Source organism: Bacillus sp. EB01, from assembly GCF_000613125.1.
GTDB lineage: Bacteria > Bacillota > Bacilli > Bacillales > Cytobacillaceae > Bacillus_D.
The window spans coordinates 4,234,076-4,255,684 of the sequence record NZ_HG964497.1; the positions used below are offsets into that span (position 1 = coordinate 4,234,076).

21 protein-coding genes are annotated in these 21,609 nt (G+C 42.3%); 6 read left to right on the forward strand and 15 right to left on the reverse strand.

Annotated elements, in window-relative coordinates; all coding sequences use genetic code 11:
* Positions 1-113: 113 nt before the first annotated feature.
* The gene (locus tag TY16_RS19785; protein ID WP_231505652.1) at positions 114-641 is read right to left on the reverse strand and encodes a hemerythrin domain-containing protein; all 528 of its coding nucleotides are present in this window, start codon (positions 639-641) and stop codon (positions 114-116) included.
* A 208-nt stretch (positions 642-849) separates the two neighbouring features.
* On the opposite strand from TY16_RS19785, the gene TY16_RS19790 reads away from it, so the two are divergent.
* Positions 850-1,191 carry a hypothetical protein gene (locus tag TY16_RS19790; RefSeq protein WP_043933522.1) on the forward strand — a complete coding sequence of 114 codons (342 nt, stop codon included), beginning with the start codon at positions 850-852 and terminating at the stop codon, positions 1,189-1,191.
* Positions 1,192-1,545: 354 nt separating this feature from the next.
* On the opposite strand, the gene TY16_RS19795 is transcribed toward TY16_RS19790, so the two are convergent.
* The 8 genes from TY16_RS19795 to TY16_RS19830 form a co-directional block, all read right to left on the reverse strand.
* Positions 1,546-1,830, reverse strand: a complete 285-nt coding sequence (locus TY16_RS19795) for a ferredoxin family protein (RefSeq protein WP_043934855.1) — start codon at positions 1,828-1,830, stop codon at positions 1,546-1,548.
* On the reverse strand, positions 1,830-3,125 hold the full coding sequence (locus tag TY16_RS19800; RefSeq protein WP_043933523.1) for an FAD-dependent oxidoreductase: 1,296 nt from the start codon (positions 3,123-3,125) through the stop codon (positions 1,830-1,832). The genes TY16_RS19795 and TY16_RS19800 overlap by 1 nt, the downstream gene beginning before the upstream one ends.
* On the reverse strand, positions 3,118-4,149 hold the full coding sequence (locus TY16_RS19805; RefSeq protein ID WP_043933524.1) for an electron transfer flavoprotein subunit alpha/FixB family protein: 1,032 nt from the start codon (positions 4,147-4,149) through the stop codon (positions 3,118-3,120). The genes TY16_RS19800 and TY16_RS19805 overlap by 8 nt, the downstream gene beginning before the upstream one ends.
* Before the next feature lie 31 nt (positions 4,150-4,180).
* A complete protein-coding gene (locus TY16_RS19810) occupies positions 4,181-5,005 on the reverse strand; it encodes an electron transfer flavoprotein subunit beta/FixA family protein (protein WP_043933525.1) in 825 nt (274 codons plus the stop codon).
* Between the two features lie 420 nt (positions 5,006-5,425).
* A complete protein-coding gene (locus tag TY16_RS25385) occupies positions 5,426-5,695 on the reverse strand; it encodes an aspartyl-phosphate phosphatase Spo0E family protein (protein ID WP_052342802.1) in 270 nt (89 codons plus the stop codon).
* Positions 5,696-5,940: 245 nt separating this feature from the next.
* The gene (locus TY16_RS19820) at positions 5,941-6,519 is read right to left on the reverse strand and encodes a DUF2087 domain-containing protein (protein WP_043933526.1); all 579 of its coding nucleotides are present in this window, start codon (positions 6,517-6,519) and stop codon (positions 5,941-5,943) included.
* Positions 6,520-6,672: 153 nt separating this feature from the next.
* Positions 6,673-8,967 (reverse strand): thiamine pyrophosphate-dependent enzyme, encoded by a 2,295-nt coding sequence (locus tag TY16_RS19825; protein ID WP_043933527.1) that lies wholly within the window; start codon positions 8,965-8,967, stop codon positions 6,673-6,675.
* Positions 8,967-9,980: a 2-oxoacid:acceptor oxidoreductase family protein gene (locus TY16_RS19830; protein WP_043933528.1), complete on the reverse strand. Its 1,014-nt coding sequence runs from the start codon at positions 9,978-9,980 to the stop codon at positions 8,967-8,969. Before TY16_RS19830 ends, TY16_RS19825 begins: the two co-directional genes overlap by 1 nt.
* A 317-nt stretch (positions 9,981-10,297) precedes the next feature.
* Here TY16_RS19830 and TY16_RS19835 point away from each other — a divergent pair, with 317 nt between their 5' ends.
* A complete protein-coding gene (locus TY16_RS19835) occupies positions 10,298-11,332 on the forward strand; it encodes an acyltransferase family protein (protein ID WP_043933529.1) in 1,035 nt (344 codons plus the stop codon).
* Between the two features lie 164 nt (positions 11,333-11,496).
* Here TY16_RS19835 and TY16_RS19840 read toward each other — a convergent pair whose 3' ends face one another.
* The 4 genes from TY16_RS19840 to TY16_RS19855 form a co-directional block, all read right to left on the reverse strand.
* Positions 11,497-12,216 carry a LutC/YkgG family protein gene (locus TY16_RS19840; protein ID WP_043933530.1) on the reverse strand — a complete coding sequence of 240 codons (720 nt, stop codon included), beginning with the start codon at positions 12,214-12,216 and terminating at the stop codon, positions 11,497-11,499.
* Between the two features lie 2 nt (positions 12,217-12,218).
* Positions 12,219-13,643 carry a LutB/LldF family L-lactate oxidation iron-sulfur protein gene (locus tag TY16_RS19845; RefSeq protein ID WP_043933531.1) on the reverse strand — a complete coding sequence of 475 codons (1,425 nt, stop codon included), beginning with the start codon at positions 13,641-13,643 and terminating at the stop codon, positions 12,219-12,221.
* Positions 13,644-13,689: 46 nt separating this feature from the next.
* Entirely contained in the window at positions 13,690-14,406 is a 717-nt protein-coding gene (locus TY16_RS19850; RefSeq protein ID WP_043933532.1) for a (Fe-S)-binding protein, read from the reverse strand.
* A gap of 172 nt (positions 14,407-14,578) precedes the next feature.
* Positions 14,579-15,307, reverse strand: coding sequence for a FadR/GntR family transcriptional regulator (locus tag TY16_RS19855; RefSeq protein ID WP_043933533.1), 729 nt, complete (start codon positions 15,305-15,307; stop codon positions 14,579-14,581).
* A gap of 332 nt (positions 15,308-15,639) precedes the next feature.
* Here TY16_RS19855 and TY16_RS19860 point away from each other — a divergent pair, with 332 nt between their 5' ends.
* The gene (locus tag TY16_RS19860; protein ID WP_043934857.1) at positions 15,640-17,337 is read left to right on the forward strand and encodes an L-lactate permease; all 1,698 of its coding nucleotides are present in this window, start codon (positions 15,640-15,642) and stop codon (positions 17,335-17,337) included.
* A gap of 300 nt (positions 17,338-17,637) precedes the next feature.
* Positions 17,638-19,383, forward strand: a complete 1,746-nt coding sequence (locus tag TY16_RS19865; protein ID WP_043933534.1) for a B12-binding domain-containing radical SAM protein — start codon at positions 17,638-17,640, stop codon at positions 19,381-19,383.
* 17 nt (positions 19,384-19,400) lie between these two features.
* On the opposite strand, the gene TY16_RS26670 is transcribed toward TY16_RS19865, so the two are convergent.
* On the reverse strand, positions 19,401-19,556 hold the full coding sequence (locus TY16_RS26670) for a hypothetical protein (RefSeq protein WP_197028427.1): 156 nt from the start codon (positions 19,554-19,556) through the stop codon (positions 19,401-19,403).
* Positions 19,556-19,717 carry a hypothetical protein gene (locus tag TY16_RS26675; RefSeq protein ID WP_197028428.1) on the reverse strand — a complete coding sequence of 54 codons (162 nt, stop codon included), beginning with the start codon at positions 19,715-19,717 and terminating at the stop codon, positions 19,556-19,558. Before TY16_RS26675 ends, TY16_RS26670 begins: the two co-directional genes overlap by 1 nt.
* 170 nt (positions 19,718-19,887) lie before the next feature.
* Here TY16_RS26675 and TY16_RS19870 point away from each other — a divergent pair, with 170 nt between their 5' ends.
* Both TY16_RS19870 and TY16_RS19875 read left to right on the forward strand, forming a co-directional pair.
* Complete coding sequence (locus TY16_RS19870) at positions 19,888-20,232, forward strand: DUF3905 domain-containing protein (protein WP_043933535.1); 345 nt, start codon at positions 19,888-19,890, stop codon at positions 20,230-20,232.
* Positions 20,233-20,389: 157 nt separating this feature from the next.
* The gene (locus TY16_RS19875; protein ID WP_043933536.1) at positions 20,390-21,517 is read left to right on the forward strand and encodes a CdaR family transcriptional regulator; all 1,128 of its coding nucleotides are present in this window, start codon (positions 20,390-20,392) and stop codon (positions 21,515-21,517) included.
* The last annotated feature ends 92 nt before the right edge of the window (positions 21,518-21,609 follow it).

Sequence of the window (21,609 nt, forward strand, 5' to 3'; positions counted from 1 at the left end):
TCAGAAATCAATCAATAATTAGGTTGCAGCTCTGCAACTAAAAAAAAGGATGGTACCTATCTGCTAACGCGATAGGTCCAGCCTTTAGTTCGTATTTTAATATTTAATCCTGTTTAAATTTCCTGAATCCGGCGATGAAGTTCCGCCTTTTCTTCTTCTGACAGCATCCGCTGTGCCATTGGGAATAGTACATTTTCTTCCTTGGCAAAATGGTCTGTTAATGTATAGTATGCTTCCTTGATTTGCTTAGCAAGTATATTGATTTCATCCATTGTAAAGTTTGCATTTTCAGCCTCGGTAGTGGAGAGATAATTTCCGATCAAGGTTTTGGCACGGTCATGTTCGTATTCCATGACTGCAATTGGCCCTGAAGTTCGGCCGATATACGTACCCATCATTTCAAACAGGACACCCTCTTCTCTGTCTGAATGGGGTCCAAGATCCGCAATGAATCTTCGTGTCTTAACTGTCAGTTCACTAAAGTTTTCTGTCACCTCAACTCCATTTTCAATATGCGTAACCAACTTTAGCAATCCCTCAAGCTGTTCAAGTAAAGGAGGATGCTCGCTTTTCAATTGCTGCAACCCTTCACACAATTCGACTGTTCCCATTCCTCCAAAAGAACTCATACACCCACTCATTTTATTTTCCCCTTTCCAAATAGTGTTTTGATTTATTTTTAGTATAGGGGGATTGGCAATGAATAGTTGTGATGAATGTCACTCGACAGAAAATCGCCACATTTTACAAGAGTGAATTAAATATTCAAAAAAATTTAACATTTACTTAAACATTTCTATAAGGACACGACATATAATTTAGGTAAGACCTTAAAGGGAGGGACAAAGAATGAATTTTCCATATTACAGAGAGTTTTACCCAACAGCAATGTTGCAAATAGGCCAAAATGATTCAGCTATATTAAGAGACTCCTGCCTTACAAACTCCGGACCTACTCATTGGCTGATCGCCTTGCAGGAAGAAAAAATTGAACTTCCGGAAGATTATTGCCACTGGAAAGTTGTTGTTTATACTGCAGATTCAGAAGGATCATTTAATTGGGAGACTCCCTATTATTCATCACCTTTGTTTAATGCAATTGAATCCGCAATTGAACTCGCCCAGCATTACCAACAATGCGGAACGAATGACGAACTTTGTTCCCTTGATTTAAATACAAAAATTAGTTAGACCTCTGGCACGTTCCCCTTAAAGCTTCACCTCTTTTTAACCTCAATTGTGAATTCCTATACATAGCATGTGAATAGTGGAATATAAACATTACTTTCTTTTACTCTTTTTATATAAAACAAGGACTGTTTGGGTCGAGGAAGCTTTTTGCTAATGAATCTTCAAGTGCTTTTATTGAAGACCACATAGACCATTTTTTGCTCATAGAGTCTTCAAGTCCTTCTATTAACGACCATGCAAATCATTTTGCCCATAGGATTAAAGAACCTCGGCTAATCCGAAAACCAGAAAAACAAACAAAAGCTGACCCCCAGGGACAGCTTTTTGTCTTATTTTTCGTAGAATTCAACAGAATTACGCCAGTCTAAAGACGATTCCGTGTCCTCCCTTTGGATATTCCCATTTAATATTTTGGTACGGGCAGCCAATCCGGCAGCTGCCGCATTCATGGCAGCCTTCGTAGCCAACCTGCATACGTGTTCCTTCCCACTTATATACTTCGGCAGGGCAGAATACTGTGCATAGTTTGTCGGGGCATTTAGTCGCGCAAATGTCTGAGTCCAAAACTGTCAAATGGGACTTTGTATCACATTTGAAACGAAGGAGATATTGTTTTTCTTCGATGGTTTTAGTTGACATTATTTCACCGCCTTCCATGCGCGATAGACATCCTGAAGCACCTTAAAGGTACCTCGTTCACTGGTAATGCTCTTCATGATCTCTTTTTGCTTGTCACGTTTAGGAGTGCCATCAACCGTAAAGAATTTGCTCATGGCCTGATTCATCATCGGTACATATTCCTTGAAATATTGCGGGTATTTCTCAAATGTATGCGCAGCATCCTTGTACTTTTCCAGATCCTTCATAATAAAACTTCCGTATAAAGCATCACGATAGCTGTTCAGGCTTGCCTGGCTATAATTGCCACGGGCTTTCGCCTGGATAATTGCCTCAGCAGCCAGCTTTCCGGAATACATCGCCATATTCGAACCTTCACGGTGAATTGCATTGACCAGCTGAGCTGCATCTCCGACAACAACCACTCCATTGCCCACAACCTTAGGCACAGAACGGAAGCCGCCTTCCGGAATCAAGTGCGCGAGGTATTCTGCTGACTCTCCACCTTCAAGCATAGGCTTGACCATCGGGTGAGTCTTTAAATAATCCAACAGATCATATGGTTTTAATTTTGCTTTTATCATGCTTGATAAGGTAGTCCCCACTCCTATGTTGAGGCTATCCTTATTTGTATACAAGAATGCAGTTCCAAGATTACCTTTGGTTGAGTCGCCAAAGATTTCAATTGTACATCCATGGTTCCCTTCAAGATTGAAGCGGTCGTTAATTTTTTCTTTTGGAAGATTGATAACTTCCATGACGGTCAAGGCCACTTCGTCCGGGCGGAACTCTTTGTGGAAACCAAGCTGTTTGCCAAGCAGTGAGTTAACTCCATCGGCCAGTACAACTACGTCCGCGTAAACATCCCCATCCGGTCTGTCCGTACGCACTCCGACAACTTTCCCATTTTCCACAATACACTCAGTTACTACTGTTTCATTGATGAGCAATGCTCCCTGCTCGACCGCCTTTTGAGCAAACCATTGGTCAAATTGGGCACGAAGGACCGTGAAATTGTTGTAAGGCTCCTGGGCCCATTCCAAGCCCTTATAGCCAAAAGATACGACCGATTCCTTATCCATCATCCAAAATCTTTGTTCAACGACAGGGCGCTCAAGCGGGGCTTCCTTCCAGAATTCAGGAATAAGTTCCTCCGTCTGTTTTCTATACAATACGCCGCCCATAACATTCTTTGCTCCAGGATATTCGCCTCGTTCAATCAGTAACACATTAAGGCCATTTTTGGCGCAGACTAAGGCACATGCGGTACCCGCTGGACCTGCACCGACTACTATTACGTCAAACTTTTCAGGCATAACTGATTTCACCGCCCTTTTGATTCCGGATCTGTTTAAATTGTTCAGTTAATTTAGGTACTATTTCAAGCGCATCCCCTACAATCCCATAGGTGGCTACATCAAAAATCGGCGCATTCGGGTCCTTGTTGATTGCGATGATAAACTCTGAATTTTTCATGCCAACAACGTGCTGGATTGCCCCTGACACCCCGATGGCAAAATAAATCTTAGGTGTAACGGTTTCCCCGGTTTGTCCTATCTGAAGCGAATGCGGCAGCCAGCCGGCTTCAACAACATCTCTGGTTCCCCCGACGGTAGCGCCAATGGTTTCTGCAAGATCGTAAAGCATCTGGAAGTTTTGGAAATCCCCGAGTCCCTTTCCGCCACAAACAATAACATGGGCATCTGCGAGGTTTACAGTATTTGTTATGTCATTCACAATTTTAAGTACTTTTGTACGCATGTCTTCTTCGGAAAGATCAATACTTTCCTCTATGATTCTGCCTGGCCTTGATGTATCGGGCTCAAGTGCTTTCATTACCTTTGGCCTTACGGTTGCCATTTGCGGCCTATGCTTTTTACAAAGAATGGTTGCCATTATATTTCCGCCAAATGCCGGCCTGCTTGCTTCAAGAAGCCTGCTTGATACATCGGCATCGAGCATTGTTGTATCGGCTGTCAGGCCGGTATTAAGGTCGGTTGCCACCGCGCTTGCCAGATCCTTCCCATTTGGAGTAGCCCCATACAGGAATATCTCAGGCTTATATTTTTCAGCAAGCATAATTACGCCCTTCATAAACGATTCAGTCCGGTAATGCTTTAAAACAGGGTGGTCGATAACATATACTTCATCAGCGCCGTAAGCAATAACGGTTGATGAAAGCTGCTTAACCTTTTCCCCAAGCAGCACCCCGGCAAGTGGGACCTCAAGCTTATCAGCAAGCTGTCTGCCTGCTCCAAGCAGTTCAAGTGAAACCCCTTCAATTTTCCCATCTGCAGCTTCTATAAAAACCCATACTCCTCTGTAATCATCCAAATTCATTTCGATCCTCCTATCCTCATAGAACAGTTGTTTAGTTTGCTGAATTAGGCTGTAAAAGTTCTTTTTTCTCCATTAGGAGGCTAATAAGTTCACTTACCTGCTGATCAGGTGTTCCTTCAATCCTCTTGCCGCCCTCTGGCTTTGGAGGAGAAAACATCTTTCCAACAATCGTTGGTGAACCTTTTAAGCCTAACTGGGTCCGATCTACATCATCGAAATCACTGACTGCCCAGATTACAGGTTCATACCTTACAGCTCTTATCATATTAGGAAGCGGAGAATATTCGATTTCATTAATTTCCTTTTCTACTGTCAACAGGCATGGAAGCTGGGCTTGGATTAATTCATGCCCTTTTGTTTGCTTCCTCTTAATTAGGATTGTTTTCTCAGGAATATTGACCTCTGGGACTTCAATAACATTTGTAACCGGTGGAATATCAAGTCTCCTGGCAATCCCTGGACCTACCTGGCCGGTGTCACCATCAATTGCATGCTTTCCACAAATAACAAGATCGATAGGAAGTTCTTTACTAATCTTCTCAAGTGCTTTAGATAAGGCATAGCTTGTAGCCAGCGTATCCGCCCCTGCAAATGCCCGATCTGTTATCAAATAGCCTCTGTCAGCACCAATTTCTATACTTTTTTTAATGACTGCAGTTGCCTGCGGCGGCCCCATCGAAAGCACCGAAATTGTCCCCCCGGTCAATTCCCTGATTTTGACCGCTTCCTGGACCGCATGGGCATCGTATGGATTTAGAATAGCTGGTGCGCTACGGCGATCAAGCGTGTTCGTCTTAGGGTTGATTTTAATGATTTTAGTATCTGGCACTTGTTTTACACAAACAACAATATGCATGTACTCCCTTCCCTTCACAAAGAATGAAAACGTTTTCTTTTTCTTTAAAATTAAAATGCATGTATTACGATATATGTGACGTAAAACAAGCATAGTACTAACCAATGAACTGAAAGCTGGAATTCTGTGATGGTTCAGTAAAGAAGGTTGTGTAGGTTTGAACATGATGTAGTAGTAAAAAATCTAAAGCAAAACAAGTGGCGGGAATAACATAGACAAAAAGAATTTTGCCGATACTATTACTATAAAAAATATTCAAATATTAACAATGATATATGTCACAGTAAAACCCAGTTATTAATAATTTTTATGTGGGTAAGGTTCAAAATAGGTTTCTATTTTTTAATTTTTTCAGGGGGCTAAGAACAAATCAAAAGGACCCTGCATCTCTTGCAGCGCCCCTAACCACTATATTTAATTTTACAACTCATTTTGTTTAGTAAGTCTGGCGGAAAGAATGAAGCCTATTTCCTGATTCCAGCTTCCTGTTATGTCTCCAAATACTTGCCCAGGGTTTTGCATTCTGTTTCTAACCTTTTGATAAGCTACAATCAGTTCATCAAGTTCCTGGCTATATCGAATTGTATTTTCACTAGTAAAACCGCTTAAATTCGCCGATTCAATCATCAATTGTCGTTTAGCCTGTATTTCTCCCATCATCGTTTCAGGCTGCCAGCTCTGATCTAACACGTCAACCTTCCTCCAATTACTGCTTATTTCTATTAGAGCTGCATATTAATTATGCAACACTTAAAAAATTATGCCAGCGATTTGGTACAAAGTAAATAGAATCGCAAAACAAGACAAAACAATCTCTTTTTCGCTTTAAAACGACAAAGGTTCATAACTGTTTTTTTATATTAAGGACTCAAGGAGACAAGTAACATTGAAAATATCAACCAAATGAATATAGTTTATTAGTTTATGGAAACCCTCTATTTAGCCCACATTTCCTCTGGATTTAACTCGTAAATACTGTTTTCCCTGAACATATAATGGTTTATGATAAATTCCCGCCTGATGGTGGCAAAGTCTTCGTGAAATTTCTTTATATATTCATTCAGTTCTTTTTCCTCGTATTTGCGCCCTTTTTCCAGACCCTGGACGATATGCTCAAACACATACAATTTCTTTTTCCGCTGAGCTGGAATGCTTTTCAACTTTCCTTCCTTGGTGAAGAAGTTGTTGATTACTTTCTGTTTTTCAAGGCTCGTATCGACCATTTTGACCTGTTCCTCCCCTCTCTTCTCCAAAAGCTGTGACAAAACCTGCGCCTGCTGCTTGATCATGGATTCATTTAAATAAATATAAATAGTATTTTTATCCCGCCGTTCATAGACAATCCCGACTTCACGGAGCTTTTTCAAATGGTGTGTAATAGTAGGGGGAGTTAGTCCCAGCTTTCCAGCAATCGCCTGGCCATGCAGCGGCCCACCAGAAAGAAGTACTGTAATTCTGATACGGGTAGGGTCACCCATCGTTTTATAAAACGAAACAATCCGGTCCAATTGCATAGTGTTCAGCCACCTAATTTGATATTTGTCTAATTAGATTTATATCAAATTAGGATTTAAGTGTCAATATTAATAAAAATTCATTTCTAGGTTTTTGAAGCAAAAAGAAAAAGCTGGCCACTTGGCCAGCTTTTTCGAATGGAACTTGTTTATTTAAAGCATTGGATGCTCGTGTTTTGCCTTGAGGCGCTGCCAGCGATGTTCAATTTCATCTTCAAAAGACTCTAGCATCGTTTTGTTCTCTTCTTTTAATAAATGCTTTGATTTACCCATGTATTTTAGCCATCCTGATGCAGGGACACGCTTGTTTTTAGCCTCAGGGTCGTAGGTGATCGTTGTAATTCCCTGCTCAATTTCATATAGCGGGAAAAAGCAAGAGTTAACCGCCTTCTCCATAATCGTGCTGCCATAACGGTCCTCGGATTTCCAGTTAAGCGGGCATGTAATTAAAATCTTACCATACACGGTGCCGACATTCCGGGCGTACCACTGCGCTTTTGCACCTTTTTTTACAAGGTCCTGCGGGAATGCCTCAGTACCAGTGAATACGTACGGAATATTCGCAGCCGCCATCAGCTGGGCTGTGTCTTTGTGGTGGAACGTTTTCCCTTTCTGGGTCTTCCCAATGCTCGTTGTGCTCGTCATATGGCCAAGCGGCGTGGAATAGGACATCTGTGAACCGGTATTCATATAGCCTTCATTATCATATTCAACTATGATAAGCTTATGGCCGCGCAAGGCTGTTCCAATAGCCGATCCCATACCAATATCCATTCCGCCATCACCAGTGATCATAACGAAAGTGACATCGTCCTCGATGTTGATTTCTCCCCGCTTCTGCATTTCAAAAAATGCTTCGACGGTACCAGACAGGGTTGCTGCCCCATTCTGGAACAAGTTATGAATCATCGTTTGTTTGTGTGATGTATAAGGATAAGCAGTTGTCGTTACATACGCACATCCAGTTTGATAAAGAACGACAATGTCGCCTTCAATGCCCTTAAAGAAAAGCTCAAGTCCCGGGAATATCCCGCAGCCCGGGCAGGCTCCATGACCAGACCCCAGCCGTTTTGGCTTACCGGCCAATGCCCGCAGAGGTGGAATTTTAACTTTAAGCTTACCCGTTGCTTCATCCATTTTCACATCAATCAAGCCTGTTTTAAAGGTTTCGCCATGCTGCGGTTCGATTACTGGCTTTAACGCCTTTTCCGGATTCCCTGGAACAATGCCATAATAATCAAATGGTTTTTCGGCAATCCCTTTTTCCATTGCATCAATTGCCATTGCAAAAAATGCCTCGGCATCATCCGCATAGAAGTCCTTACCGCCAAGTCCGAATACCCTGCTCAGGACAATTGTTTTATTTTCTCTATCTTCTTGTAGTGCAGCCTTCACTTCATGTGTCAAATTCGGACCATGGCCGCCATAGGAATCCGCGCGTTCTCCAATCAGCAGCGATTTCACGTTTTTTAGAGCCTCACGCATTTCTTTTGCCGGGAAAGGCCTGATAATGTTTGGCGAAATGACACCGGCTTTGATGCCCTTGGCCCTTAGTCTGTCTACAACATCCTTGGCTGACTCAGCTGCGGAATTGAGTAGGAACAGAGCCACTTCTGCATCTTCCATTTTGTAAAGGTCAAGAATCTCATAATTCCTTCCTGATAGCTCCGCGTACTGAGATGCTACTTCCTTGAACACTTCTCCAGCAGCATAATTCGCTTCTGATTGCTGGAAGTGGTTGTTCATCAAGTCTTCCCCATTCATATGGGCCCCGATGGTTACCGGTTTCTTGGGATCTCTTGCAAAATTGTAATCTGTTGGGTATTCACCAACGAATTCCTGGACAGTGGCACGATCCTTGAAATATTGGACTCTGCGCTTTTGATGAGAGGTGAAGAATCCATCATAAGCAACAATAACCGGGAGCCGAACCTTCGAATGCTCCGCTATTTTCAGTGCCATGATATTCATATCGTAAACCGCCTGCGGTGTTCTAGCAGTCAGAATTACCCAGCCAGTATTTAAAGCAAAATAAAGATCTGAATGGTCTCCCCTAATATCGAGCGGCCCGCTGACAGCCCTGGTAACGAGGTTCATGACCATAGGGAAGCGAGTTCCGGCTTGGACTGGCAGCTGTTCAATCATATAGAGCAATCCATTTGCGCTTGTCGCATTAAATACACGGGCTCCAGTTGCGGCAGCTCCATAGCAAATTCCTGCCGACCCGTGCTCCCCATCTGCTGGAATAAGCTTAATATCGTGCTCGCCCCTTGCCTTCATCATATCAAGGTATTGTGCAACCTCGGTCGAAGGGGTAATAGGAAAATATCCCATAATATGATAATTGATTTGGGCAGCCGCCATCGCAGCCATTTCATTTCCTGATTCGAAAGTCAATAATTGCTCTTTGTTAGCTGTTGTTTTCAATTCCTCTTCCAAAATGGCCATTATAGAAGCCTCCCCTCTACATATGGAAAATTCTGTTTGACTCTATTTGAATCCGCATATCCAATCATCTCGCGAAGGTCACCCAATGCATCGGTTGGGCATGCTTCAACACACTTCAGGCAGCCCTTGCAATATTGATAATCAATTCCTTTAAGGAACATTTGCTCACGTCCCCGCTTATCCTGCCCACTCTCCCAGACAAAGCAGAAATCAGGGCAGACCGTGTCGCACTGTGCACAGTGGATACAGCTTTCAAGCTTTAATTCCGGCAGAAATCCCTGGCGCGAACCACTCAAATCCTTAAGAATGCTGTTGGCCGGTGCCGAAATGACACCTCCAAGCTCCTGAGTCATAAACCCTAGCCGTGGCAACGGCCGTGAAAATGTTTTGCCTTCTGCTCCTTCAGGCACTTCGTATACTTTAAATTGAACCTCATTATAACCCCGCTCGAATGTCCTGATATTCGGCTCGACTAAGTGAGGATATTTTTTTTCAAATGTTTTTCTAATTACACTTTTCATCGCTTGTGGATCCAGAAAATCACAAATCCGGAACATCGCCCCGAGCATCGCTGTATTTACCTTCGTTTTCTCCTCTACCGCAATAGTTAAGGCGTCGACAATGGCCAGTGTGCCGTATTTAAACTGAAGGTCTTTTCTGATTCCATCAAAATCGCGTACGGAGTTGACGAGGACAATTCCATCAGCATCGAGTCCGCTTACAACATCGACCATTTTATACAGAGCTTCATGAAAAACCCCAATAACATGCGGTTGTTCAATTGGGCTATGGTCACGGATTTCTACATCCCGGTCACAAAATCGGATAAAACTCTTTACTGGGGACCCTTTCTTCTCGGATCCGTATGATGAGAAATTCGATCCGTTCAAGCCAAGTCCCAGCACACCAGCCTCAGCAAGCATTTTTCCTGCAAGATTGGCCCCCAGGCCGCCAATTGATTCAAGGCGGATTTCAAAAAATCCTAATTCATTTTGTTTAGGTAAGATTGACATGTTCTCCCCCTATATTTCTCAGTATGATATCGCCAGCAGTGCTGGCACTCCCCACCTTCCATTTTAGGCAAGAGCTGCCTATTGCGCTGTGACAAATGTTAAACACAACATATAATTTTTGAAACAGCTTAAAAAATTTTAATAAAATCTTGGTATAACAAGGTTTTTAAGGGGTTGCCCTCTGTATTACAGCGCTAAATCTGTAGTATAACAGATTAGGATTTTACTAGTTTGGAATGGTTTACCTGTTTTCTTTTAATCTTAGTTGGGTAATAGTAGAGATGATTGTTCCGGGGGTCTCAAATTTGGAGGTCATCATGAAAAAACGAGACTACTACTTTGATAATGCAAAATTCATTTTGATTTTTCTTGTTGTGTTCGGTCATCTGCTCAGGGCCTTTATTGAAGACAATGAAGTATTTTTCGCATTATATAAAGCGATTTACACATTTCATATGCCCGCATTTATCCTGGTGTCGGGGTTCTTCGCAAAAGGTTTCAACGAAAAGGGCTATATAAAGAAAATCGCCAAGAAGCTAATTTTGCCTTACATTATCTTTCAAGTAATCTACTCTATTTATTATTTTTATCTATACCAAAAACAAACGCTTGTCATAGACCCTTTTAATCCTCATTGGTCGCTTTGGTTTCTCGTTAGTATGTTCTTCTGGAACGTGTTGATGATTCCTTTTTCAAAACTGAAGGCTTCAGTCGCAATTCCTTTGGCACTTACAGCTGGACTGCTCATTGGATATGTTGACTGGGTATCAAACTACCTTAGTTTATCCAGGACATTTGTATTCTTCCCACTGTTTTTGGCGGGATATTATTTGAAAAAAGAACATTTCTATTCACTATTCACGATTCCAAAACGTATTATCGCACTAGTGGCATTCATTGTATTATTTGCGGGATTTTACTTTTATCCCGACATGCAATATCAATGGCTGCTAGGTTCAAAGCCGTATGAAGCAATGGGAGCAGCCTCTTTATTGGCCATGTTCAAAAGGCTTGGCATATACATCTTGAGTTTTGTAATGGTAATGAGCTTTTTTGCCTTTGTGCCAAGAGGGCAGTACTTTTTTACAACTCTCGGAAAACGCACACTGTACGTGTACCTTTTGCACGGTTTCCTGGTCAAGCTGCTGCGGGAGACTGAGCTCATATCGTATTTTGATAAAACCGAAAGGATTGTCCTTTTGGCTGGAGTATCCCTTATTATTGTGCTGGCCCTCTCAAGCAAGCTGATAACAGCATTTACACAACCATTAATAGAATTGAGTAACACCCGGACGAAAAAACTATTCAGCAGGTTATCTGGAGGCTACCGTGTGACACAAGAAAGGAACTAAAGTACAAGGAAGACTGTTAGAGTTGAATGACACTTTGACCTCTAAGGACATGCGAAATGTCATTCATCTGCCTTTTGAGTGACATTATGAGCTCTGAGTAAAGGTGAATTGTCACTCATCGTATTCAATAAAAATCCCCGCCGGATTTGGCGGGGATTTCTATTTTACAGATCATTAATCACAATATAAGCAGCCCGTACCGGTCCGTGGACCCCAACGACAAGGTTGAGTTCAATATCAGCCGAATTGCTCGGCCCGGTGATGAAATTAATACAGGAAGGAACATCCTTCCCTTCAAGATGCTGACTGCGTATCCACTCTGCCGCCTGCGTAAATCGGGGCACAATTGTACTTTTCGGAACCAGTGCAATAATATTTTCTGGAAGGAAAGAAACTGAACGACCTCTTCCAGGACTGGTAAAATGAGTGACTGTCCCTGACTCAGCCAACGTAATCTCACTTATTGTTATCGCCACTTTTGCACTTTCAGCAAGAGGAATGTTCTCATCCCCTTTTGAATGATCCCAAAGACGAACTTCTATATTTTCCGATGGCCACTCACTTTCAAGCAACTCACCTAAGCCCCATTTGGCATACCGTTCATCATTCCAAGTAATTACAGGGCCTCCGCCATATCCGTCGACAATTTCTCTCACTTTGGAAGAGAGTTCATCGAGGGTCGTCTCATGCAGAGAAGTGTGGATTTTTAGGCATTGTGTTTTTAACACTTGAAGGAGTTCATCCTGGGATGCCCCTTTATAAATTTCATGCTGTGGCTGGAAAGTGTAAACGGGACGTTCCACACCCGTTGTTTTCCTTGGCCGTCCAAGGCTGGAAGCTATTTTATCGAGAAATCTGTTTCGATTGTGTATTGTGCCATGCATACTTAGTTGCCTCCCTTTTCGCGGTTCTTGAACCAGTCACGGAACCTTTCTTTATTCGGTCCGGGGAAGTCGCGAGTATCGGTCCAGGCCTTCAGCGGGCCAGGGCCTTTTGTAATTTTATCGCCAGCCATGAACGGATTCATAGCAGAAGGTGCCATTTTCGTACCCAGTTTATATAGCCCGGGAGATGAAGCACCGAAGCCAAAGGCTTTCATGAGCAATTTCTCGGAAACGGGAGCTTTGCCTTCTTTTTCAACAATCACTTGCCTATGTTTATGGAGAAGCTGATGTAATGGGATTTTAACCGGGCACACGTCCGTACAGGCCCCGCAAAGCGTCGAAGCATACGGTAACTCCTTATACTCATCATAACCTCCCAAAAGTGGAGAAAGGACTGCCCCAATAGGTCCGGAGTAGATTGAACCATAGGAATGGCCGCCAACATGCCGGTATACTGGACACACATTTATACATGCCGCACAACGGATGCATTGGAGAACTGAGCGGAACTCGCCTGCCAGAATATCCGATCTGCCATTGTCGATGATAACCAAATGGAACTCCTCGGGTCCATCAGCTTCTGGTTCCTGCCTTGGCCCAGTCAGTACCGTAATATAGCTGGTAAGCTTCTGTCCAACCGCGCTCCGGGTCAGCATGCTGACTAGAACTTCCATTTCCTCGAATGTTGGTACGAGCCTTTCCATGCCCATTACGGTAATCTGTGTTTTTGGCAGTGCTGTTACTAGATCAGCGTTACCTTCATTTGTCACAAGCGCAAATGAACCTGTTTCCGCTACAGCAAAATTGCAGCCTGTTATGCCGATATCGGCTGCCAAGTATTCCTTACGCAGCATTTCCCGGGCGTGGGCTGCCAGTTCTTCAGGCTTTGACGTTTTATCATAACCAAGCTTTTCGGCGAAAACATCCCTTATTTGCTCCTTATTTTTGTGAAGGGCCGGGACGACGATATGGGATGGCGGATCATGATCATCGACCTGGAGTATATACTCCCCAAGGTCAGTTTCAATTACTTCACAGCCCGCTGCTTCAAGGGCTTGATTCATCGAAATTTCTTCTGAAACCATTGATTTGGCTTTTACAACCTTTTTGGCATTCTTCTTCTTTGCAACTTCCGTGATATAGGCACTTGCCTCTTCAGCTGTTTGGGCAAAATAGACATGTCCACCGCGCTTGGCGACATTTTCGCTTAGCTGATCCAGATAATAGTCAAGGTTATCAAGAACATGATGACGGATTTCTTCACCATGGTTCCGCCAATCCTCCCAATCACCTAGTTCCACCGTTACGTCCCGTCTTCTTGTACCCATCCTTTCCTGTGCTCCAGCAACAGCGCCTCGCATGAAAGAATCGTTTATGCCTTCCCTGACTCGTTCCTTGAATTGGTCCTGCCCGATTTTAATGGACATACTGGTATCTCCCTCCATCCTGTTTCGAAACAAAAGCCAAAGGTTTTTATCTGCTATTCAACACTTCAGCAATATGCATGATTTTTATTGGTTTACCGAGCCTGTCAATTCTGCCGCCAATATTCATTAAGCAGGCAGCATCCGCGCCGATTAAGTATTCCGCCCCTGTTTCCTCGACATGCTGGACCTTTTCATCAACCATCTGTTCGGAAATCTGGGCCATCTTGACGGCGAATGTTCCGCCAAATCCACAGCATTGCTCTTTACCAGGAAGCTCAGTAAATTCAAGTCCTTTTACATTTTTCAATAGTTTCATAGGAGCTTCAACAACTCCGAGGAGCCTGGTCATATGGCAGGATGTGTGATATGTAACTTTGTGTTCAAACCGTGCTCCTACATCTTCAATTTTCAACACATCAACGATAAATTGGGTAAGCTCAAATGTTTTTTCGGCTAGTGCCTTTGCCTTCGGGCCATATATCTGGTCCGAAGCGAACAAGTGTGGATATTCACGAAACATTGTGGCACAAGAACCTGAAGGAGACACGACGACTTCTGCATGCTGAAACGTATCGATCATCCGTTTCATTGCTTCTTTTGATTCCTTCACATAACCGCTGTTATAAGCTGGCTGTCCACAACATACCTGAGATTCAGGAAATTCAACCTCGCATCCCAGCCGTTCCAATAGCTCGACTGTCGCCTTTCCAACATCACTTTGGAAAAGGTCAACAAGGCACGTTGCAAAAAGGGTTACCTTCATCTTCTCTACTCTCCCTCATCTAGTTCATTACCATTTAAGTCAACAGGTCATCTGATGACTTAAAGAAAAAAATGGTAGGTTATTTAAATACTACTATAAAGCTACAAAATAATGAAAGTGTTTTCATATTATTTTTGTAAAAAAGCCTTTTTTGAAAAAAAGGCTCAAAGATCTAAATTGAAATTGGCGCAGCTAAATAATATTTGGTCAGGATCTCTTCCACATTATTTAGATGCTCCAGCATTAAAAGGCGCGATAGTTCTGGATTTTGTGCTGCGATTGCCTTGTAAATTGCCAAATGTTCATCATATAGTTTTTCGGTCGTAGTTTGTTTGGAAAATAACCATAGTTTCCGTGTCTCCTTCATTGTTTCGCCCATAAGGCTTGATACCTGCTGCATCAAGTTCAGCAACATAGGGTTTTGTGCAGCCTCGGCAACAGCAAAATGAAATTGAAGATCAGCCTGTTCCCCTAGTTCCTCGTTGCCATGTGCCCTTTTCATTTCTTCCAATGCCCGCTCCATATTCAAAAGCTGATCAGGGCTTCGCTTTAAAGCTGCGGCTGAGGCAGTTCCAGTCTCAAGAATCTTCCTAAGCTCGAGCAAGTTTTCGATATCTTTCTTATTCATCAATATGGATGTTGAGAGAGGAAAAGATATGTCACTGGATGTTATCTCTTTAACAAAGGTTCCTTCACCTTGCCTCATTTCAATTAATCCCATTGCCTTAAGTGCCGATAATGCCTCACGAACTGCAGACCTGCCGACCTGGAAGTTTTCAGCCAATTGCTGAACAGAATCCAGTCTTTCCCCTGGCCTTACTTCCCCTTTTCGAATCATTTCATGAAGGATCTCTGCAATTTCTTCATATATTTTTTTTGGTTTTATTTTTTTGTAATTCAATAAATTCAGCCCCTAAATGGTCTTTCTGCCAATTGCTTTTCTATTATACAACGTTTCTAGCTGAATGATTATAAAACCTTGCCTTCCAGATAAAACAAATTTTTCCACAACCGTTTCCCCTCTCAATATAGTAATAAAGTTACTTTTTAGAAAATTTATGCAAAATATATTGTTTTTTACAAGAATGACAAATATAATTTTTGCTAGGGAAGAAGTCTAGTCATCAGATGACCTAATCTTTTTTATGAAAGCGTTTTAAACATCGGGAGAAGGAGGAAATGTCCGGGGGGACAGAACAATTAAATTCCAAGCTAAACTGGGGGGTTACGCTAATGAGTTTTACACAAAATTTTACTGCGGTAGGGGATAACCTTGCTTTGTCCGCAATAGTAGCAATCGTTCCTATTCTTTATTTCTTCTGGGCACTGGCCATTAAACGAATGAAAGGCCATGTTGCAGGCTTAACCACACTATTAATTGCCATTGTTCTCGCTGTCTTCGCTTATAAAATGCCGGCAGGGCTTGCCGTCATGTCCGCAACACAAGGCGCAGTTTATGGTATCCTGCCAATTGGATGGATTATCATTACATCCGTCTTCCTTTACAAACTAACCGTAAAAACTGGCCAATTTGATATTATCAGAAGCTCTGTCCTTACAATCACAGAGGACAGGCGCCTGCAAGCACTTTTGGTAGCTTTCTCATTTGGGGCTTTCCTTGAAGGGGCCGCCGGGTTTGGCGCACCAGTTGCCATTTCCGCGGCACTGTTAGTAGGGTTAGGTTTTAATCCACTCTATGCCGCAGGTCTTTGCTTAATTGCCAACACTGCACCTGTTGCATTTGGAGCAATTGGCATTCCGATTATCGCAGTAGAAGGCCCGACTGGGATTCCTGCCATGGAAATTTCCAAAATGGTCGGCCGCCAGCTGCCGTTCCTGTCTGTGTTCATTCCGTTTTATCTAGTTATGATCATGGCTGGCTGGAAGCGTACAATTGAAGTCCTGCCAGCAATTGCTGTTTCTGGTATTTCCTTTGCGGTAACTCAATACTTGTCCTCCAATTTCCTTGGACCTGAGCTTCCGGATATCCTGTCTTCCCTTGTTTCACTCTTTGCTCTTGCTATTTTCCTTCGTTTCTGGAAGCCTAAAACAATTTTCCGTTTCTCTGCTGAACAGGAACTGGCAGCAACTTCAGCTGCTAAGAAAACAAGTGCGGGTCAGGATCTGAAATATACTCCTGGACAAATCTTTAAAGCCTGGTCACCGTTCCTTATATTGACAGCCATTATCTCGCTTTGGGGCATTCCAACCATCAAACAGGCCCTGACTGGAATTTACGCAGGAGAAAACGTAATTCTGAAAGCACTAAATGGAATTGGACAAGCCTTATCGTTCCATCCGGAAGTTCCATTCCTGAACAACAATATTATTGATTTAGCCGGGAAACAGCTTCCAGCTCTCTATAAACTCGATATCCTTGGCGCAGCTGGAACGGCTATTCTAATTGCAGCAATCATTTCCAAATTCATAGTAAAAATCAGCTGGCGCGGCTTCTTTCAGGCCTTTGGCGAAACGCTTAATGAATTGAAATTCCCGATTTTGACTATCGCATCGGTTGTTGCATTTGCCTACGTTACAAATGCTTCAGGAATGAGTACAACACTCGGTATGACGCTCGCAAAAACAGGTTCGATCCTGTTCCCATTCTTCTCGCCATTCCTTGGCTGGCTCGGGGTATTCATTACGGGTTCCGATACAAGCGCAAACCTTTTGTTTGGAAACCTGCAGAAAATCACAGCGAACAATATCGGCATGAGCGAAGTCCTTGCAGTTGCAGCAAACTCTTCGGGCGGTGTAACAGGAAAAATGATTTCCCCGCAATCCATTGCAGTGGCATGCGCTGCGGTTGGACTCGCGGGAAAAGAATCCGACTTGTTCCGCTTCACAATTAAACATAGTTTGTTCCTTGTCACATTGATTGGTATTATGACATGGTTGCAGCATAATTTCTTTAGTTGGATGATTCCTTAAATCGATTAGAAATAGGCTGTCCCGAAGTATATACTTTGGGGCATCTTTTTTATGTTATGAAAAAATGAATCACCTAGTCTTCATGGACAATATGACATAAAGAAATCAAAAATGTCCTTGGATAGGTAACCTATAGACAGAATGGTACTGGATAATCCGTTAATGATTCTTGGATGGGTAATCCTGACAAAGTACCTCTTTTTATGTACTGCTACTCCCCCATCCTCGGCCCCTTCCTTTTACAACCCATAACTTGTATACTAAAATATTACTTAACACTTATATGTAGGGAGTAAGTTCATGAAAATTATATGTTCAACACTTAACGCAAAATATATTCATACAAATCTGGCCATCCGCTACTTAAAGGCATATGCGGAACCGGAATTTACTGTTGAGCTTGCAGAATATACAATCAAGGATCCTGCGATGAATATCGTTTCAGACTTGATTGCAAAAAAGCCTGATGTTCTTGGATTCAGCTGTTACATTTGGAATATTGAAGAAACCATTAAAGTTGTATCAATGATCAAAAAAATCAATCCGGATATCGCCATCGTATTTGGTGGACCAGAAGTTACTTATGATACTGTAGAATGGCTTGAGCGTCATCCTGAAGTAGATTATATTGTTGTTGGCGAAGGCGAAATCGCATTTAAGGAATTTCTTGTCCAATTCTCCAGTTCTTCTCCGGATCTAAGTAAAGTTCCAGGTCTTACTTTCCGAAAAAATGGGAAAGTGAAGCTGAATCTGCAGGCAGGAAAGCTTGATTTGAAAGAAATCCCTTCCCCGTATCGGTTTCCTGAGGACGCTCCATATCTTGGCAAAAGGGTAACCTACATTGAGACAAGCAGGGGCTGTCCATTCAGTTGCCAGTTCTGCCTTTCTTCTATAGAAGTTGGTGTGCGGTATTTTGACAGGGAGAAAATAAAAGAAGATATTCGTTACCTAATGGCCAATGGAGCTAAAACCATAAAGTTCGTTGACCGAACCTTCAATATAAGCAGAAGTTACGCCATGGAAATGTTCCGTTTTCTTATTGATGAACATGTGCCCGGAACTGTTTTTCAATTTGAAATCACCGCAGATATCATGCGTCCCGAGGTAATAGAATTTCTAAATCAGGAAGCTCCAAAAGGGTTATTCCGTTTTGAAATTGGCGTTCAGTCAACAAATGACTACACTAATGAACTTGTCATGAGAAAGCAAAATTTTGAAAAGCTAAAGCGTACCGTCACGATGGTTAAAGATGGCGGCAAAATCGACCAGCACCTCGATTTGATCGCAGGCTTGCCTGAAGAGAATTATTTTTCATTTAGGAAGACATTCAATGATGTATTTGAAATGAGGCCGGAGGAACTTCAACTTGGTTTTCTAAAAATGCTGCGCGGTACAGGCGTTAGGTTGCGGGCAAATGAACATGATTATATTTATATGGACCATGCTCCATATGAAATACTCGGAAACAATGTCCTTCCTTTCGAGGATATCATCCGCATTAAACAGGTGGAAGATGTATTGGAAAAATATTGGAACAGCCATCGGATGGATGCTACTATTGAATATTTGATTCAATATGTGTTTGAGTCTCCTTTTGACTTCTTTCAGGAATTTGGGGCATATTGGGATTCAAAAGGATGGGCTAGAATTGGCCATCAGCTTGAAGATTTGTTTAAGAGGCTTCATGAATTTTTAAAGGAAAGAAATATAGCCAATCTTGAGATTGTCGAAGGTTTGATGAAGGTTGATTACTTGTCCAGACAGAAATATAGCCCGCGTAAGCCTTGGTGGGACAGCCGCTATTCCAAAAAAGAGCTAGGCAGCAAGTATCAATTGCTTCTGCAAAACCCCTTGATTGCCGGTCCTGCCTTTAAGGCATTGGAATTATCGGAAAAAGAGCTTTATAAGCATACCCTGCTTGAGAAAGTCCCATTTGACATAGGAATTTTCCAAACAACAGGGGAAATACGGCCAATCGAATCGGTACTCGTCGTCTATTATGATCCAACTGGCAAGGGGCCTATTATTTCTTCATTCGCATCATAAGCCGGTTTTAAACCGGCTTATTTTTTCTTTTCATCCTTCTCTTTTTTCACTTGTTTTTCTTCTTTATGCCAGCGTTCAGCAAACAGTTCATAAAGCTTGATCCCATTTACATCACCAAACTCTATGCCAAACTCTTCGTAAAATTCCTTATTGGGCTGCCTCGAACCTTTCATCAGCCTCGCCCTTTCCTTCCCTGTTTTGAATTTCTGTTGGCCCCTTTCATCGGGTCTTCTTCATGTGCCAATTCAGCCGAAAAATCTGATTCAATTGAGTTTTTGTGCGGGGTCTTGCTATATTTCTCGACTGCATTACGTTCAGCTTTCCGTTTTGCCATTCCTGACTCCTCCTTATTCTTAACTCCAGCAGCCTTAGTTTTGCCCCTTTAGCACCTTTCATTCATTCCCCACGAACTTATTTAGAAATTAGAGACTCGGGGCTGCTCTTCATGGATGCAGGATAAAATCACTGCTGATTTTAAACAATAAAAAGAAAGGAGGAATTACAATGAAAGAAGAAAAAAAGACCGGGATTCTACAAATTGACGGAACAATGCCTCATCAAATCAATGCTGCTGATTTCTCAGAAACCAGTATTGAAATAAAACCCCCATTCAAAAATAAACATGGGGTAGTCATCGGGGACAGCCATTATGCTTCTCCCAATTCACCGCTGGAAAATTGGACGGCAGAAACAGACCCGGAGATCATGGCTGGGGATGAATGGGTGCATCCTACAAATGATATCGGCTGGAATAGCCCAGAAAACCGGGAATTACTAGAAAGCAAACGCAAGCCAAATGCTGTGCCTTTTATGCACCCGGATAAAGATACAAGTAAAGGAACTGACTGAACTATAACTTCTTTAGAAAACGATTAATGATGAATAGTCTGGAAATAGTTATAGCACCTCCTCAATCCCTTCTTTATAATAAGAAGTATAACTTTGTGTTGCCGGTTCAGGGAAGTTTTCCGGGGCAACAACTAATGAAAGAGCAGGAGGTGGAAAGTTGATTTTTCCAGAGCTTGCAGAAAAAATTGTTAAGGAAGTAAGTAAACTTATTGATGAAGATCTTATTGTGGCGAATACAGATGGAATCATAATAGCGAGCACGGATAACTCGAGAATCGGCTCCTTTCATGAAGGAGCATCGATTGTCGCAAAAGAAAAACAAAAACTAATCATTACAAAAGACGATCAGCAGAAATTAAAAGGTGTAAAAGCTGGTATTAATTTCCCGATTTTCTTTCAAAAAGATGTTATCGGTATAATCGGAATAACAGGAGATCCCTCATCCGTTACACCGTTCGGGGAAATTGTCAGAAAGATGACTGAACTTCTGATTAGCGAGAATTATTTTTACAGTCAGTATGAATGGCAATCGCGGGCCGTTGAGTCATTCGTTATGGATTTGATTCAATTAAAGGATTGGGGCGAAAGCTTTACCGACCGGGCAAGGCTTCTTTCAATTGACCTAACAATTGATAGAGTTGCCGTTATAATTGAATTGCGGAATATTGGGCAGCCCCTTCCACGAGATGCATGGGTTACAATTTTAGGCTGGCATAATTTTTTTCCATCAGATGTGTCCGCCCGTTGGGGAAATGACCGCATCATCCTCCTGCTTGATCATTCCAGACATAAAACACGGAGTGAGATTTATTCGTCACTTCACCAGTTTGCAAATTTTATTAGCTCTGTTTCAGGATGCAATGCCTTTATAGGAATAGGTCCTGCAGCCAAACCTAGAGACATCCAGCACGCGTACCTTCATGCCGTACGAGCATTGAAAATAGCCAGCACCGCAAACCCAATTATCTTTGACGAAGATTTGACACTTGAAATGCTTCTGGATGCCCTTAACCCTACCTTAAAGAGAGAGTTTCTCTCTCGTGCAATCGGCTCACTCCTCCATGAAAAAGAACTCCTGCAGACAATTCAAGAGCTTTTTGTACAAAACAATTCAATGAAGCTAACTGCAGCCAGCCTCCATATCCATATTAACACCCTCCACTACCGACTAAAAAAAATCGAGGACCTGACAGGCCTCGATCTAAAAAAGACAAATGATATGATAACTCTTTATTTAGCTTTATTGATTTTGGAAGAACAAACAAATAATTCTCGTTTAGATTAATAATATTTGTAGATTTACACATAGCAGGCAACCGCCTGCTTTTTTTATAATAAGATTAAGACTATTCTTAATTGGTTTATGAAAGCGGTTTA